Origin of the sequence: Burkholderia reimsis (genome assembly GCF_003294055.1) — a bacterium.
Lineage (GTDB): Bacteria > Pseudomonadota > Gammaproteobacteria > Burkholderiales > Burkholderiaceae > Burkholderia > Burkholderia cepacia.
Map to the genome: position 1 here is coordinate 1 of NZ_QMFZ01000008.1, position 14,035 is coordinate 14,035.

Genomic DNA, 14,035 nt, shown 5'->3' on the forward strand with positions numbered 1-14,035 from the left:
CTTCCCGCCCTCCCGATTCATTCCGGCACACATGCCGCCTCGCCGCAGCCCGACGCGACTGCGCGGGCCGCTGCCGGCACGCCCTCTTAAAAAGTGAACGACCGTACTTTTTTCGATGCGTTTGGCGGCCAAATCCTCTACAATCCGCCGACGCCCGATGCGCCGCCCGCGCGCCGGCGTTCTCCGCTTCGACCCCGACGCCGCTGCTGCGGCGCCAACGCGCGCATGCGCGAGGAAACCGCTACCCGATCATGAAAGTCATCAGCTCGATCCAGGAACTGCGCGACCAGTTGCGTGGACAGAACCGCACGGCGTTCGTGCCGACGATGGGCAACCTGCACGAAGGGCACCTGTCGCTGATGCGCCTCGCGCGCCAGCACGGCGACCCGGTCGTGGCGAGCATCTTCGTCAACCGGCTGCAATTCGGCCCGAACGAGGATTTCGACAAGTATCCGCGCACGCTCCAGGACGATATCGAGAAGCTGCAGCAGGAAAACGTCTACGTGCTGTTCGCGCCGACCGAACGCGACATGTACCCGGAACCGCAGGAATACCGCGTGCTGCCGCCGGACGATCTCGGCGGGATTCTCGAGGGTGAATTCCGGCCCGGCTTCTTCGCCGGCGTGTGCACGGTCGTCACGAAGCTGATGTCCTGCGTGCAGCCGCGCGTCGCCGTGTTCGGCAAGAAGGATTACCAGCAGCTGATGATCGTGCGCCGGATGTGCCAGCAGCTCGCGCTGCCGGTCGAGATCATCGCAGCAGAAACCGTACGCGACGAGGACGGCCTCGCGCTGTCGTCGCGCAACCGCTACCTGACGACCGACGAGCGCAAGGAAGCGCCCGAACTCGCGAAAACGCTGCAGCGCGTGCGCGACAGCGTGCTCGGCGGCGAGCGCGACCTCGGCAAGCTCGAGCATCACGCGCGCACGCACCTGGCCGAGCGCGGCTGGCTGCCCGACTACATCGCGATCCGCCGCCGCGCGAACCTGATCGCACCGAGCGCCGCCGAACTCGAAGCCGGCGAGCCGCTCGTCGTGCTCGCGGCCGCGAAGCTCGGCGCGACGCGCCTCATCGACAACCTGGAAATCTGACGGGCCGCCCGCCCGCGCCTCTCACGACGCATCACGGAGACACCATGCAGCGCCACATGCTCAAATCGAAGATCCACCGCGCGGCCGTCACGCACTGCGAACTGCACTACGAAGGCTCGTGCGCGATCGACGAAGACCTGCTCGAAGCGGCCGGCCTCATCGAAAACGAACGGATCGACATCTGGAACATCAACAACGGCGAGCGTTTCTCGACCTACGCGATCAAGGGCGAGCGCGGCAGCGGGATGATCTCGCTGAACGGCTCGGCCGCGCGTCGCGCGCAGCTCGGCGACCTCGTGATCATCGCCGCATTCGCGATGGTCGATGAAGCCGAGATTCAGGCCGGCTGGAAGCCGAAGCTCGTGTTCATCGACGACGGCAACAAGATCAAGGGCCACCGCGATCACGTGCCGACGCAGAACTGGACCTGACCTGACTGGCCGGCCGCTTGCGGTCGAAGGGTCGAAGGGTCGTAGGATCGAAGGGCCGGATGCCGTATGCCACGGGATCCGGCCCTTTCTCATTTCATCGCGTACCGGCCCGGCGGCCGCGCGATCAGGACGCCTTGGCGGCCCTCTCCGTCTTCTCGGCCTTCGGCGCGCGGCGTTCGGCCCATTCGACGATCGGCCGCCACTGTTCGAGATCCTTCTCGACCCGGCTCTTCGCGACGTCCCACAGCGTGAGGCCGTGCGCGGCGATCTGCACGTAGTTCTGCGTGTCGCGCACGTAGCCGAGCACCGGCAGGCCGAGCCCTTCGACGAACCGGTGAAGCTGGTCCGACGAGCGCGTGCGCGCATCGACCCGCATCCCGACGATCCCGACCTCGACGCTGCCCTTGCGCACGGCCTTCTCGCCGGCGAGGCGCTCCAGAAACTGCTGCGTGGCCAGAATATCGAACATCGACGGCTGCAGCGGCACGATCACCTTGTCGGCCAGTTGCAGCGCGACGTTGAGCCGGTTGCCGTGCAGCCCGGCCGGCGTATCGATCACCGCATATTCGAGGCCGCGCGGCGGCTTCGTCGGCGCGTCCGGATCGAGTTCCCATGCCTCGATTGCCGGCAGTCCGGCCGGCCGCAGGTCGAGCCACGCATGTGCGGACTGCTGCCGGTCCAGGTCGGCAAGCGCGACCCACGCGCCCTGCGCCGCGAAATAGCCGGCAAGATTGGTGGACAGCGTGCTCTTCCCCACGCCGCCCTTCGGATTCGCCACCACGATCACCGTCATGAATTCCCCCGAAAAAGCCGCGCGGCGCCTGCCGCGGGGCAGGCGCCGCTCGATTGCGGATACAGGGAGCGATGATATCGGCAAACGGGGTGTCACCGAAACGGGTTGCGCCGCGCCGTGTATGCCGGCTTACCCCGCCGACTTACCCACTTACCCCATTACGCACGCTGAACCGCGGCTTCCCGTGCGCCGAGCGCGAACGCGCCGCCGCCCAGCAGCGCCTGCACGGCGAGCGTGACGGCCCAGAACGCCGGGTATTCCCAGCCGCCGTTCGGCGACGCGAAGCTCCAGCCGTTCGGCAGATGCGCGGCGGTCGCGCCGAGCATGAACGGCAGCAGCACCAGCGCGGCGACGCGCACGCGGAAGCCCGCGAGCAGCGCCAGGCCGCCGGCCAGCTCGACGAACGTCGTCAGGTACGCGAGCCAGCCCGGCAGGCCGATCGACGCGAAGAACTGCGCGGTGCCGGGCAGCGTGAAGACGAACACCTTCTGCGCGACGTGCGCGAGGTACAGCACGCCGAGCGCGACGCGCAGCAGGGTCGCGGCGAAATCGTTGAGGCGATTGGGGTTCATGGCGAATTCCTTCGTGAGTGGTGTGAATGGATCGCACTCTATTCGAATCGATTCGACCGATAAACGCGCCAATTCGCTTTAACTCATTCCCCAATGGAATCAATCGAGACGTAAAAAGGGGCATGACCGATCATGCCCCGCGACCTGCTTCAGTAACCGCTCTTGCCTTGTGTGGCGTTGCCGGAACCGGACTGGCCGCCGCCCGGTACGGACGAATCGCACGCATGCGCAACCGCCGACACGCCCAGCAGTGCCGCGAGCAGCATGCCCCACCACCATCGAGCCTTCATCGTCGCACTCCTCCAGGCGGACATCCGCCCTCCTGTGTTGTATGCGATCCGGCGGAAAAAGCGAGCATGGCCCGGCCCGCGTCAACGAAACTCGGCGTACAGCGCGTCGAGATCGAGATGGTCGGCGAACGAGTCGGCCAGCCGCTCGAGCGATGCCTCGCGCAACGCCGGATAGTCGATGCGCTCCGCGCCGTCGAGCCCGGCCCACGCGAGCAGCGCCGCGCATGCGTCGGGCGAGTCGAACAGCCCGTGCACGTAGGTCGCGAGAATCTGGCCATCGGCGGACACCGCGCCGTCCGGGCGTGTGGCGTCGGAGGCGTCGGGTGCGGCGTCGGCTGCCAGCGTCAGCGCGGGCGACGCGAGCGCGGGCCCGTGCGTGTCGCCCATGTGGATCTCGTAGCCGCGCACGGCCGCCCCGCCCGGCAGCGCGAGATGCCCGGTCACGTTCTTCAGCGTCTTGTCGCGCTGCAGGGTCGTGTCGAAATCGAGCAGCCCGAGCCCCGGCACGCTGCCGGGCGCCCCTTCGAGGCCGAGCGGATCGTCGAGCGTGCGGCCGAGCATCTGCATCCCGCCGCAGATGCCGATCACCTTGCCGCCGTAGCGCAGATGGCGACGGATCAGCGTGTCCCAGCCCGCGTCGCGCAGCCATGCGAGATCGCGCTGCACGCTCTTCGAACCGGGCAGGATCAGGAGGTCGGCATCCGGGACGGGGCCGCTCTTCCAGTACGTGAATTCGACCTGCGGATGCGCGCGCAGCGGATCGAAATCGGTGTGGTTGCTGATGCGCGGCAGCGCCGGCACGACGACGCGCAGCAGGCCGGCATCGCCGCGTGCGGCGGCGCTGCGCGCCTGTGCGGGCAGCATGTCCTCGGCGTCGAGCAGCAGGCCGTGCAGGTACGGCAGCACCCCGAACACGGGCTTGCCCGTCTGCGCACGCAGCCAGTCGAGCCCCGGTTCGAGCAGCTTGACGTCGCCGCGGAAGCGGTTGATCACGAAGCCGCGCACGCGTGCACGCTCGCTGTCCGACAGGCACGCGAGCGTGCCGACGAGGTGCGCGAACACGCCGCCGCGGTCGATGTCGGCGACGAGCACGACCGGGCAGTCGACGCGTTCGGCAAACCCCATGTTCGCGATGTCGCCTTCGCGCAGGTTGATCTCGGCCGGGCTCCCCGCGCCCTCGACGATCACCGTGTCGTAGCCGGCGCGCAGGCGCGCGTACGACTCGAGCACCGCTTCGAACGCGACCGGCTTGTAGCCGTGATACGCGCGCGCATCGAGGTTCATGCGCGCCTTGCCGTGAATGATCACCTGCGCGCCGCGGTCGCTCGTCGGCTTCAGCAGCACGGGGTTGAAATCCGTATGCGGCGCAACGCCCGCGGCCAGCGCCTGCAGTGCCTGCGCGCGGCCGATTTCGCCGCCGTCGGCCGTCACCGCGCTGTTGAGCGCCATGTTCTGCGGCTTGAACGGCGCAACGCGCGCGCCGCCGCGGCGCGCGAGCCGGCACAGGCCCGCGACCAGCGTGCTCTTGCCCGCGTCGGACGTCGTGCCCTGGATCATCAGCGTGCCGCGCGGCCGCGGCTCGGGTGCATTCATCGTGTAAAGGTCGTCGCGAAGCAAAGGCCGCATTATCCCCCGCGCCGGTGTGCCCGCGCCGTTACAATCACGCGATGATTCCGCACGACCTCACCTTCGTCCTCGGCGGCGCACGCTCGGGCAAGAGCGCGCACGCCGAGCGCCTCGCCGCCGACAGCGGCCGCCCCGTCACCTACATCGCCACCGCAACCGCCGCCGATGCCGAATTCGCGCAGCGCATCGCGCACCATCGCGCGCGCCGGCCGGCCGCCTGGGGGTTCGCCGACGCGCCCGTCGACCTCGCCGGCACGCTCGCGCGGCTCGACGATCCGCACGCGTGCCTGCTCGTCGACTGCCTGACGCTGTGGCTCACGAACCTGCTGTGCCCGGCCGACGGCGAACCGCTCGACGATGCGCAGTACGCGGCGCAGGTCGACCGGCTCGAGCACGCGTTGCGCGGCGCGCGCGCGAAGGTGATCGTCGTCAGCAACGAGATCGGGCTCGGCGTCGTGCCGCTCGGGTCGGTCACGCGTCGCTACGTCGACGAACTCGGGCGCCTGAACCAGCGTGTCGCCGCGCTTGCGACGCGCGTGACGCTGCTCGTCGCCGGCCTGACGCTCGACCTCAAGACGGGAGCGCCGTCATGCTGATGCTGTCGCTGCCCGTAGTCGCGATGTTCGCGGTCGCGGCCGCGATCATCGACCGCGCGATCGGCGAACCGGCCGGCTGGCATCCGCTCGTCGCATTCGGCCGCCTCGCCGCGCGCATCGAAGGCGCGCTGAACACCGGCCGGCGCGGCCGCGTGATCGGCGTCGCCGCATGGATCGCGGCGGTCGTGCCGCCGGTCGCCGTCGCGGCATGGCTCGCGGCCGTGCTGCCATGGCCGCTCGCGGCCGCGCTGCACATCGCCCTGCTGTGGTTCGCACTCGGCGCGAAAAGCCTCGCCGACCACGTCGCGCCGATCGCCGCGGCGCTGCTGCGGCGCGACCTCGGCGCCGCCCGCACGCTCACCGCGCGCATCGTGTCGCGCGACACGAGCGACGCGGACGAAGGCGCGCTGTCGCGTGCGGCCGTCGAATCCGCGCTCGAGAACGGCAACGACGCGATCTTCGGCGCGCTGTTCTGGTTCGTCGTCGCAGGCGGCCCCGGCGCGCTGCTGTTCCGGCTCGCGAACACGCTCGACGCGATGTGGGGCTACCGCACGCCGCGCTTCCTGACCTTCGGCTGGGCCGCCGCGCGCCTCGACGACGCGCTCAACTGGATTCCCGCGCGCCTGACGGCCGCGAGCTACGCGCTGCTCGGCGACACGGCCGCCGCATGGCGCTGCTGGCGCACGCAGGCACGCCACTGGGACAGCCCGAACGCGGGCCCGGTGATGGCCGCCGGCGCCGGCAGCCTGAACGTGCAGCTCGGCGGCCCGGCCGTCTATCACGGCGAGATCGAGGATCGTCCCGCGCTCGGCACCGGCGCGACGGCGAGCGCAGTCCATATCGTCGCCGCGTTGTCGCTCGTCACGCGCACGCTTGCCCTGTGGCTCGCGCTGCTGGTCGCGAGCGGCGCACTCGTCATGGCCACCCATCATGTCTGACACCCGCATCACGCACGGCGGCAACCTGCATGAAGCCGCACGCCGCCACGGCATTCCGTACGACACGTGGCTCGACCTGTCGACCGGCATCAATCCGGTCGGCTATCCGGTGCCGCCCGTCCCGGCCGACGCATGGCGCCGGCTGCCCGACGACGGCGACGGCCTCGCGGCCCGCGCCGCGCAGTACTACCACGCGCCCGATCCCGCGCACGTGCTGCCGGTGGCCGGCAGTCAGGCTGCGATCCGCGCATTGCCCGCGCTGCTGCCGGCCGGCGACGCCGGCGTCGCGACGCTCGCGTACGGCGAATACGCGCCCGCTTTCGCGCGACACGGCCATCGCGTCGTCGCGCTCGACGTCGGCACCGATACGTTGCCTGCGACGCTGCGCCACGTCATCGTCGGGAATCCGAATAATCCGACCGCCGAATTCGTGCCGGCCGAACGCCTGCTCGGCTGGCATGCGCAGCTGGCAACGCGCGGCGGCACGCTGATCGTCGACGAGGCGTTCGCCGATACGGGCGCGACGCAGTCGCTCGCGCCGCAGGTCGATCGCCCGGGGCTCGTCGTGCTGCGTTCGGTCGGCAAGTTCTTCGGGCTCGCCGGCATCCGCGCAGGCTTCGTGCTCGCGTGCCCCGGCCAGATCGTCGCGCTGCGCGACATGCTCGGCGCCTGGACGGTCGGCGGGCCCGCACGCCATGCGGTCGCCGCGGCGTTCGCCGATCGCGCATGGCAGGCCGCCGCCCGCGAGCGGCTCGCGGCCGACGGCGAGCGGCTCGCCGCACTGCTGCGCGCGCACGGCTTCGCTGCCCGCGCGACGCCGCTCTTCAGCTGGACCGACGACCCGCGGGCAGCGGCACTGCATGCGGCACTCGCGGCACGCGGAATCTGGACGCGGTACTTTCCGATACCGTCGAGCGTACGCGTCGGCCTGCCGGGCAGCGAAGCCGAATGGCAGCGCCTCGGCGACGCACTCGCGCACTGCGTGTCGCTGCTGCAACGGGAATCCGCATGATTGCGCGCCTGTTGCGCCGGCTGACACCGGTCGCGATGCTGACCGCACTCGCTCACGCACCGCTCGTCCACGCCGACATCACGACGCGCGACGACGCCGGCAACACCGTCACGCTGCCTGCACCCGCGCAGCGCGTGATCAGCCTCGCGCCGCACGCGACCGAGCTCATCTATGCGGCCGGCGGCGGCGCAAAGCTCGTCGGCACGGTCACGTACAGCGACTATCCGCCTGCCGCGCAAGCGATACCGCGCGTCGGCGACAACAAGGCGCTCGACCTCGAGCGGATCGCCGCGCTGAAGCCCGACCTGATCGTCGTCTGGCGGCACGGCAACGCCGAGCGGCAGACCGACGCGCTGCGCGCATTGCATATCCCGCTGTTCTTCAGCGAACCGAAGCACCTCGACGACGTATCGTCGTCGCTGCGCCGGCTCGGCACGCTGCTCGGCACGCAACCGGCTGCCGATGCGGCCGCGGCCGCCTATACGCGCGACATCGCGGCGCTGCGCGCACGTTATGCCGCGCGGGCGCCCGTCACGATGTTCTTCCAGGTCTGGGACCGGCCGCTGATGACGCTCAATGGCGCGCACCTGATCAACGACGTGATCGAGCTGTGCGGCGGCCGCAACGTGTTCGCGTCGCTCAGGCCGCTCGTGCCGACCGTCACCGACGAGGCCGTGCTCGCGGCCAATCCGGAGGCGATCGTGACGACGAGCGCGGGGGCGTCGCGTACGGACGAACCGTTGCCGAGCCTGGCGCGCTGGCGCGCGTGGCCCGCGCTGACGGCCGTGGCGCGCAACAACCTGTTCGCGATCGACGGCGATCTGCTGACGCGACCGTCGCCGCGGATCGCGCAGGGCGCGGCCGCGCTGTGCGAGGATCTCGAAGCCGCGCGTGGGCGGCGGCCGGCGCGCCGAGTTCCGGCGGCTTGCGCGCCCGTCGCGCATCTGAACCCGATGCGTCGGTGTTCGAGACAGATCGACCGCGCGCCGCGTCGTTCAGATGCGGACGCCGGTGCGCCTATTCATCCCAGTGCACCACTTCCCACGCTCCCGTGGCGGCATCCGCGCGCAGCCAGACGACACCACCGGTCGGCACCGGCCGCGACAACAGCGTATCGAGCGGAACGCACAGTACGTGCGCCGCGAACACGCGGATCACGCCCGCATGCGTGACCGCCCATTGCGGCCGGTCGAACCGCGCGACGGCATCGGCCCGCCGGGCGACCCGGGCAGCGAACCGCGCGACGCTTTCGCCGCCATGCGCGCGCGCATGCATCAGGTCGGCCGCCCACGCATCGAGTGCCGCGCGATCGATATCGTCCCAGCGCCGCATCTCCCACGCGCCGAAATCCATTTCCTGCCAGTCCGCATCGCGTTGCAGCGGCACGCCGCATGCCTGCGCAATCCGCTCGGCAACGGACGCGCAGCGCGTCAGCGGGCTAGTCCAGACCTGTTCGGGAAGCGGCGCGCCGAGTAGCGACAGATGTGCGCGCACGGCCTGCGCGCCGGCGTCGGCCGGCGCGGCGAGCGGCACGTCGCTGCGTCCGTAGCAGATGCCCGGCTCGACACCGACGGCCGGATGACGGATCAGGACGACGTCCATCCGAGCACCACGAGATAGATCGCCAGTTCGCACAGTTGTTGCGTGAAGCCGAGACAGTCGCCGGTATAACCGCCGATCCGCTTCACGAAATAGCGGGCTGCCCACGCGCGCACGAGCACGAGCGCCACGCAGGCGGCGACGCCCATGCGCCAGTCGGGCCAGAACAGCCACGGCAATCCGAACAGCGCGGCGACACACGCCGCGCGTGCCCCCATCCGTTGCGCGACCGGTTTCGCCTTGCCTTCGGGCCGCACGTAGTCGAGCGTCATCAGCAGGCTCACGGCCGCCGCGCGGCTCGCCGCGTGCGCGGCGATCATCGTCCATGCGGCACGCAACGGCAGCATCGACACGAGCGCCTGCCATTTCACGCCGAGCGCGATCACGAGCGCGACCGCACCGAACGTGCCGATCCGCGAGTCGTGCATGATGCGCAGCACGTCGTCGCGCGTATAGCCGCCGCCGAACGCATCGCAGCTGTCGGCGAGGCCGTCCTCGTGGAAGGCCCCCGTGGCGAGCAGCGTGGCGGCCATCGACAGCCCGACCGCGATCGACACGGGCAGCGCGCGCAGCGCGACGAGATAGACGAGCGCGCCCCACGCGCCGACGCATGCGCCGACGAGCGGGAAATATCGCGCGGCCTGGTCGAGATCGCCGGCCGCGTAGCCGATCGCGCGCGGCACGGGCACGCGCGTGAAGTAGCCGAGCGCGACGAAGAAGTAGCGCAGTTCGGCCCGCACGCCGCGCGCGCGATCAGGCGTCACGATCGTCGACGCCGGCGGATTCGAAGCTCGCCATTTCCGTGAGGAACGCGGCAGCCGCACGCACGAGCGGCAGCGCGAGCGCCGCGCCCGTGCCTTCGCCGAGCCGCAGGTCGAGCGCGAGCAGCGGCTTCGCGCCGAAATGCTCGAGCATGCGCCGGTGCCCGGCCTCGTGCGACGTATGCGAGAACACGCAGTAGTCGCGCACGCCGGGCGCGATGCGCTCGGCGACGAGCAATGCGGCCGTCGCGATGAAGCCGTCGACGAGGATCGTCATCCGTTCGCTCGCGGCCGCGAGGTACGCGCCCGTCATCATCGCGATCTCGAAGCCGCCGAACGTCGCGAGCACGTCGAGCGGCGCAATCGCGTGCGAGTGCTTGCCGAGCGCACGGCCGAGCACCGCGCGCTTGTGCGCGAGGCCCTGGTCGTCGAGGCCCGTGCCGCGCCCGACGCACGCGTCGATCGGCACGCCGAGCAGGCGGCTCATCAGGCACGCGGCCGACGACGTGTTCGCGATCCCCATCTCGCCGAAGCCGATCACGTTCGTGCCGAGCGACGCATGCAGGCGCACGCGCGCCGCACCGGCTGCGAGTGCCGTCATCGCCTCGTCGCGCGTCATCGCCGGTTCCGTCGCGAAGTTGCGCGTGCCGCGCGCGACCGGCAGCGACACCAGGCGGTCGGACAGCGGCAGCGGCGACGCGACGCCCGCATCGACGATCTCGAGCGTGCTCTGCGCGACGCCGGAGAACGCGTTGATTGCCGCGCCGCCGGCGAGGAAGTTCGCGACCATCTGTGCGGTCACCGCTTGCGGATAGGGGCTCACGCCTTCGGCGGCAATCCCGTGATCGCCGGCGAACACGATCATCACGGGACGCTGCACGACCGGCCGCTCGGTGTGCTGGATCAGGCCGACCTGCAGCGCAACTGCCTCGAGCTGGCCGAGGCTGCCGGGCGGCTTGGTCTTGTGGTCGATCACATGCTGCAGGCGCTTGCGCAGCACGTCGTCGAGCGGTGCGATCGCGGGCGGGAAGTGGGTCGGGGTCGTCATCGGGAAGCCGTGTCGTGGGCGCGGCGTGCACCGCGCATCGGAAAAGGAAAAGTCATTGTCGCTCGGGCCACGCCGGCAGCAGCGCGTCGCGGCCGTTCTCGCGGATCAGCACGAGCGGATAACCGAACGCATCGCTCGCGCGCTCGGGTGTCAGCACGTCGTGCACGGGGCCGGCCCACGCGTGGCCACGGCCGTCGAGCAACAGCGCATGCGTCGCGAAACGCCGCGCGAGGTTCAGATCATGGCACGAGAACAGCACCGTGCGCGGGCCCGCGTCGAGCCAGGCGACCAGCGCGGTCAGGCAATCGATCTGGTGATGCAGGTCGAGATGCGCGAGCGGTTCGTCGAGCAGCATCAACGGCGCGTCCTGGCACAGCGTCGCGGCCAGCGCGACGCGCTGCCGCTCGCCGCCCGACAGCGACAGCACGTCGCGCGACGCAAGCGCGGTCAGGTCGAAGGTCGCCAGCGCGTCGCGCGCGGCCGCGCGGTCGCCGTCGCGCTCCCAGCCCCAGCCGCCGAGATACGGAAAGCGGTTGAGCAACACCGTATCGAACACGGTCGCGCTGAATGCGTCGTGCAGTTGCTGCGGCATCAGCGCGCGGCGCTGCGCGAGCTGCGCGGGCGGCCATGCGGAAAGCGGGCGGCCGTCGATCGCGACGTGTCCGCCGGCCGGCGGCTGCAGCCCCGAGAGGGTCGCAAGCAGCGTCGTCTTGCCTGCGCCGTTCGGCCCGGCGATGCACCAGATCTCGCCCGGACGGAACGCCTGCGTGAAGCCGTCGAGCAGCGTGCGCGCGCCAGCCTTCAGCGTCAGGCCGACGGCCGCGCAGCTCATCTCGTCGCCGCTGGCGCGCAATCCGGCACGGGTCATCGCATCGGCCTCCTGAGCAACATCCACAGGAACACCGGCACGCCGATCAACGCGGTCATCACGCCGACCGGCAGTTGCGCGGGCGCGATCGCGGTGCGCGCGAGCAGATCGGCGGCCATCACACCGCCGCCGCCCGCGAGCATCGCGGCCGGCAGCAACATCCGCTGGTCGTTGCCGAATGCGAGCCGCAGCGCGTGCGGCACGACGAGGCCGACGAAGCCGATCGTGCCGGCGGTCGTCACTGCGGCCGCGGCGGCCAGCGACGCGACGAGATAGATCCGCACACGCAGGCGCGCGACCGGCACGCCGAGCGCGAGCGCCGTCGCATCGCCGCGCAGCAGCACGTTCAGTTGCGGCGCGGCCGGCAGTGCGATGCACGCGGCCAGCAGCAGCGCGCCCCACGCGAACCACGGTGTGCTCACGCCGTTCAGGTCGCCCGTCAGCCAGAAGATGATGCCGCGCAGCCGCGCATCGGGCGCGAGCGACAGCAGCAGCGTGACGAGCGCACCCCACCCCGCCGCGATCACGACGCCCGTGAGCAGCAGCCGCGGCGACGCATCGCGCGACTCGCCGCGCCCCAGCTCGCGGCGCGCGAGTCCGAGCACGAGCACGACCGACACGAGCGAGCCGGCGAACGCCGACACATCGACGAGCCACCATGCGCCGCCCGCGATCATCGCGACGAGCGCGAAGCCGGCCGCGCCGCCGGACACGCCGAGCACGTACGGATCGGCGAGCGGGTTGCGCAGCAACACCTGCAACAACGAGCCGGCCAGCGCGAGCAGCGCACCGCACGCGAAGCCCGCGAGCGCGCGCGGCAGGCGCAGCGTGCGGACGATGTCGGCGAACAGCGCGTCGCCGCCATGCGGCACGAGCGACGCGAGCGCCTGCCACGGCGACATCGGCACGCTGCCGATCGACAGCGACGCGACGAACAGCAACGCGACCGCCGCGGCCAATGTGGCCCAGATCGCGGTGGCGCGCGCGGCGCTCATGCGGCCCTCCGCGCGACGGACGACACTGCGCGCATCGGCGCGCTACCGCTGCGGGCCGGGCGCGACATCGGCGCAGTGCAGCGTGTTGCAGGCATAGCCAAGCTCGTGATCCTTGCGGTCAGGTGGTCGACGCGCGCGACGACCTTCCGGTGGTCGCCCGGTTCGAGAACGTCATCAAGATGGCAGAAATCGGCGCCGCCGACGATTGGGGTCAGCATCGAAGATCAATCCCGTGAAGCACTGCACGCCCCGCTTCCCCGCAGGCCGCGCGTCACGAAGCCCGTGCGGGCTCCCCGCCTCGGCCGGTATCCGGGCTGGCGGCGGTCCGGCTCGCCTTCCCGCGCGAAGACGCGCAGTGGCCCGCGTCCGCATGCGAAACGTGCATGCGGAACGCGCCCGAGCCGGCCTGCGTCATGCAACGCGGCCGCTTACCGTTGCGGGGGCAGCGCAGGTTGGCGGCGTCCTGGCGGAGCCCGCGCCCTGCTTCCCGTTTAACCGCGCGTTGCACGCGCGAGCACCGAGGCGGCGCCAGTTTAGGAGCGGGTCGCACGAGCGTCAAGGAAGCATCCGGACACGCACGTGACGCGCCGATTCGCGGCAAGAAGCAGGGGTGTTACGACTGGAAACGTTACAGATGTCGGTTTGCGCGTTATTCCGCGCTAAAATGCTGGGTCTTTAGAGGACGCAGCAAATGCTCAACGAACTCGAAACCCTATCTCAAAATATTGGCCGTCTGATTTCGCTGAACAAGCGCTATCACTCGGAACGGCTCGCGCTCGAGGAGCAGGTCGCGCAATTGCGCGCGGACGCGGACACGGTCCGCGCGGAACTCGCGCAACTGCGCGACGAACGCAATGCGCTCGCGGCCGAGCGCGACACGCTGTCGGCAAAGATCGACGACGCCCAGGTGAAACTGAACGCGATTCTCGAAAAGCTGCCGCGCTCGAAAAGTGCGGAGCAAGCCGACAACCAGCTCGACCTGCTGGATGCGCAGGCGCGTACGGATGGCGATGACGCGGCCAGCCACGGAGAACATGCATGAGCACCAAGCAGATCGAAGTCTCGATTCTCGGTCAGGCCTATCGGCTCGCCTGCTCGGCCGAGACCGAAGCGGCACTGCTCGAAGCGGTCGCGCGCGTCGACGCCGAAATGTCGAAAATCCGCTCGAACAGCTCGGTACGCGGCACCGATCGCATCGCCGTGATGGCGGCGCTGTCGCTCGCTTCCGAATTGCTGCGGCTGCAAACGAGCGTGCGGCACGGTGAAGCATTTCCGGCGGAGGAAATCCGTCGTACAATGCACCAGATGAATGAACAGCTCGGCGCGGTGCTCGCACAGCACGAGACGCAGTAACGTTTTAATCGATGCGTCGATTCCCCTTGATCTCGGCGATCAACGGTGGTCAAATTGGCGCA

General features: G+C 70.3%; 17 protein-coding genes, 1 pseudogene and 1 riboswitch. Of the genes and pseudogenes, 8 read left to right on the top strand and 10 right to left on the bottom strand.

Going from position 1 to position 14,035, the window contains the following annotated elements; all coding sequences use genetic code 11:
• Positions 1 to 251 precede the first annotated feature (251 nt).
• On the top strand, positions 252 to 1,091 hold the full coding sequence (gene panC / locus DPV79_RS11710; protein ID WP_021164249.1) for a pantoate--beta-alanine ligase: 840 nt from the start codon (positions 252 to 254) through the stop codon (positions 1,089 to 1,091).
• A gap of 44 nt (positions 1,092 to 1,135) precedes the next feature.
• Positions 1,136 to 1,522, top strand: a complete 387-nt coding sequence (gene panD / locus DPV79_RS11715) for an aspartate 1-decarboxylase (RefSeq protein ID WP_021164250.1) — start codon at positions 1,136 to 1,138, stop codon at positions 1,520 to 1,522.
• Positions 1,523 to 1,646: 124 nt separating this feature from the next.
• Here panD and DPV79_RS11720 read toward each other — a convergent pair whose 3' ends face one another.
• The 4 genes from DPV79_RS11720 to DPV79_RS11730 all read right to left on the bottom strand — a co-directional run bounded on the left by DPV79_RS11720 (position 1,647) and on the right by DPV79_RS11730 (position 4,770).
• The gene (locus tag DPV79_RS11720; protein WP_059496656.1) at positions 1,647 to 2,315 is read right to left on the bottom strand and encodes a ParA family protein; all 669 of its coding nucleotides are present in this window, start codon (positions 2,313 to 2,315) and stop codon (positions 1,647 to 1,649) included.
• Positions 2,316 to 2,473: 158 nt separating this feature from the next.
• On the bottom strand, positions 2,474 to 2,887 hold the full coding sequence (locus DPV79_RS11725) for a DoxX family protein (protein ID WP_027786730.1): 414 nt from the start codon (positions 2,885 to 2,887) through the stop codon (positions 2,474 to 2,476).
• Between the two features lie 149 nt (positions 2,888 to 3,036).
• Positions 3,037 to 3,177, bottom strand: coding sequence for a hypothetical protein (locus DPV79_RS42600; RefSeq protein ID WP_165581354.1), 141 nt, complete (start codon positions 3,175 to 3,177; stop codon positions 3,037 to 3,039).
• Positions 3,178 to 3,258: 81 nt separating this feature from the next.
• A complete protein-coding gene (locus DPV79_RS11730; RefSeq protein ID WP_113045501.1) occupies positions 3,259 to 4,770 on the bottom strand; it encodes a cobyric acid synthase in 1,512 nt (503 codons plus the stop codon).
• A 74-nt stretch (positions 4,771 to 4,844) separates the two neighbouring features.
• On the opposite strand from DPV79_RS11730, the gene cobU reads away from it, so the two are divergent.
• The 4 genes and pseudogenes from cobU to DPV79_RS11750 form a co-directional block, all read left to right on the top strand.
• Positions 4,845 to 5,399, top strand: coding sequence for a bifunctional adenosylcobinamide kinase/adenosylcobinamide-phosphate guanylyltransferase (gene cobU / locus DPV79_RS11735; protein WP_048022573.1), 555 nt, complete (start codon positions 4,845 to 4,847; stop codon positions 5,397 to 5,399).
• A complete protein-coding gene (gene cbiB / locus DPV79_RS11740; protein WP_059484662.1) occupies positions 5,393 to 6,337 on the top strand; it encodes an adenosylcobinamide-phosphate synthase CbiB in 945 nt (314 codons plus the stop codon). The genes cobU and cbiB overlap by 7 nt, the downstream gene beginning before the upstream one ends.
• Positions 6,330 to 7,349 carry a threonine-phosphate decarboxylase CobD gene (gene cobD / locus DPV79_RS11745; protein ID WP_113045502.1) on the top strand — a complete coding sequence of 340 codons (1,020 nt, stop codon included), beginning with the start codon at positions 6,330 to 6,332 and terminating at the stop codon, positions 7,347 to 7,349. Before cbiB ends, cobD begins: the two co-directional genes overlap by 8 nt.
• Positions 7,346 to 8,260: pseudogene (locus tag DPV79_RS11750) on the top strand (cobalamin-binding protein); the annotation flags it as partial. The gene cobD and the pseudogene DPV79_RS11750, both read left to right, overlap by 4 nt.
• Before the next feature lie 106 nt (positions 8,261 to 8,366).
• On the opposite strand, the gene cobC reads toward DPV79_RS11750, so the two are convergent.
• From cobC to DPV79_RS11780, 6 genes are read right to left on the bottom strand one after another with little or no spacing between them, the layout of a single operon-like run.
• Positions 8,367 to 8,951 carry an alpha-ribazole phosphatase gene (gene cobC / locus DPV79_RS11755; RefSeq protein ID WP_113045503.1) on the bottom strand — a complete coding sequence of 195 codons (585 nt, stop codon included), beginning with the start codon at positions 8,949 to 8,951 and terminating at the stop codon, positions 8,367 to 8,369.
• The gene (locus tag DPV79_RS11760) at positions 8,936 to 9,712 is read right to left on the bottom strand and encodes an adenosylcobinamide-GDP ribazoletransferase (protein ID WP_113045504.1); all 777 of its coding nucleotides are present in this window, start codon (positions 9,710 to 9,712) and stop codon (positions 8,936 to 8,938) included. Before DPV79_RS11760 ends, cobC begins: the two co-directional genes overlap by 16 nt.
• Complete coding sequence (cobT, locus tag DPV79_RS11765) at positions 9,702 to 10,757, bottom strand: nicotinate-nucleotide--dimethylbenzimidazole phosphoribosyltransferase (RefSeq protein ID WP_113045505.1); 1,056 nt, start codon at positions 10,755 to 10,757, stop codon at positions 9,702 to 9,704. Before cobT ends, DPV79_RS11760 begins: the two co-directional genes overlap by 11 nt.
• 52 nt (positions 10,758 to 10,809) lie before the next feature.
• On the bottom strand, positions 10,810 to 11,625 hold the full coding sequence (locus DPV79_RS11770) for an ABC transporter ATP-binding protein (protein WP_113045506.1): 816 nt from the start codon (positions 11,623 to 11,625) through the stop codon (positions 10,810 to 10,812).
• Complete coding sequence (locus DPV79_RS11775) at positions 11,622 to 12,620, bottom strand: FecCD family ABC transporter permease (protein ID WP_113045507.1); 999 nt, start codon at positions 12,618 to 12,620, stop codon at positions 11,622 to 11,624. Before DPV79_RS11775 ends, DPV79_RS11770 begins: the two co-directional genes overlap by 4 nt.
• On the bottom strand, positions 12,617 to 12,838 hold the full coding sequence (locus DPV79_RS11780; protein WP_113045508.1) for a hypothetical protein: 222 nt from the start codon (positions 12,836 to 12,838) through the stop codon (positions 12,617 to 12,619). The genes DPV79_RS11775 and DPV79_RS11780 overlap by 4 nt, the downstream gene beginning before the upstream one ends.
• 65 nt (positions 12,839 to 12,903) lie before the next feature.
• Positions 12,904 to 13,157: riboswitch (cobalamin riboswitch) on the bottom strand.
• A gap of 154 nt (positions 13,158 to 13,311) precedes the next feature.
• Between DPV79_RS11780 and DPV79_RS11785 the strand changes: the two genes are divergently transcribed.
• Positions 13,312 to 13,662, top strand: a complete 351-nt coding sequence (locus DPV79_RS11785; RefSeq protein WP_021160796.1) for a hypothetical protein — start codon at positions 13,312 to 13,314, stop codon at positions 13,660 to 13,662.
• Positions 13,659 to 13,973: a cell division protein ZapA gene (locus DPV79_RS11790; protein WP_011352906.1), complete on the top strand. Its 315-nt coding sequence runs from the start codon at positions 13,659 to 13,661 to the stop codon at positions 13,971 to 13,973. Before DPV79_RS11785 ends, DPV79_RS11790 begins: the two co-directional genes overlap by 4 nt.
• The last annotated feature ends 62 nt before the right edge of the window (positions 13,974 to 14,035 follow it).

Bases quoted from the DNA above. Each gene is read 5' to 3' on its own strand.
- panC (WP_021164249.1), top strand. From the start codon at position 252: ATGAAAGTCATCAGCTCGATCCAGGAACTGCGCGACCAGTTGCGTGGA.
- panD (WP_021164250.1), top strand. From the start codon at position 1,136: ATGCAGCGCCACATGCTCAAATCGAAGATCCACCGCGCGGCCGTCACG.
- DPV79_RS11720 (WP_059496656.1), bottom strand. From the start codon at position 2,315: ATGACGGTGATCGTGGTGGCGAATCCGAAGGGCGGCGTGGGGAAGAGC.
- DPV79_RS11725 (WP_027786730.1), bottom strand. From the start codon at position 2,887: ATGAACCCCAATCGCCTCAACGATTTCGCCGCGACCCTGCTGCGCGTC.
- DPV79_RS42600 (WP_165581354.1), bottom strand. From the start codon at position 3,177: ATGAAGGCTCGATGGTGGTGGGGCATGCTGCTCGCGGCACTGCTGGGC.
- DPV79_RS11730 (WP_113045501.1), bottom strand. From the start codon at position 4,770: ATGAATGCACCCGAGCCGCGGCCGCGCGGCACGCTGATGATCCAGGGC.
- cobU (WP_048022573.1), top strand. From the start codon at position 4,845: ATGATTCCGCACGACCTCACCTTCGTCCTCGGCGGCGCACGCTCGGGC.
- cbiB (WP_059484662.1), top strand. From the start codon at position 5,393: ATGCTGATGCTGTCGCTGCCCGTAGTCGCGATGTTCGCGGTCGCGGCC.
- cobD (WP_113045502.1), top strand. From the start codon at position 6,330: ATGTCTGACACCCGCATCACGCACGGCGGCAACCTGCATGAAGCCGCA.
- cobC (WP_113045503.1), bottom strand. From the start codon at position 8,951: ATGGACGTCGTCCTGATCCGTCATCCGGCCGTCGGTGTCGAGCCGGGC.
- cobT (WP_113045505.1), bottom strand. From the start codon at position 10,757: ATGACGACCCCGACCCACTTCCCGCCCGCGATCGCACCGCTCGACGAC.
- DPV79_RS11770 (WP_113045506.1), bottom strand. From the start codon at position 11,625: ATGACCCGTGCCGGATTGCGCGCCAGCGGCGACGAGATGAGCTGCGCG.
- DPV79_RS11775 (WP_113045507.1), bottom strand. From the start codon at position 12,620: ATGAGCGCCGCGCGCGCCACCGCGATCTGGGCCACATTGGCCGCGGCG.
- DPV79_RS11780 (WP_113045508.1), bottom strand. From the start codon at position 12,838: ATGCTGACCCCAATCGTCGGCGGCGCCGATTTCTGCCATCTTGATGAC.
- DPV79_RS11785 (WP_021160796.1), top strand. From the start codon at position 13,312: ATGCTCAACGAACTCGAAACCCTATCTCAAAATATTGGCCGTCTGATT.
- DPV79_RS11790 (WP_011352906.1), top strand. From the start codon at position 13,659: ATGAGCACCAAGCAGATCGAAGTCTCGATTCTCGGTCAGGCCTATCGG.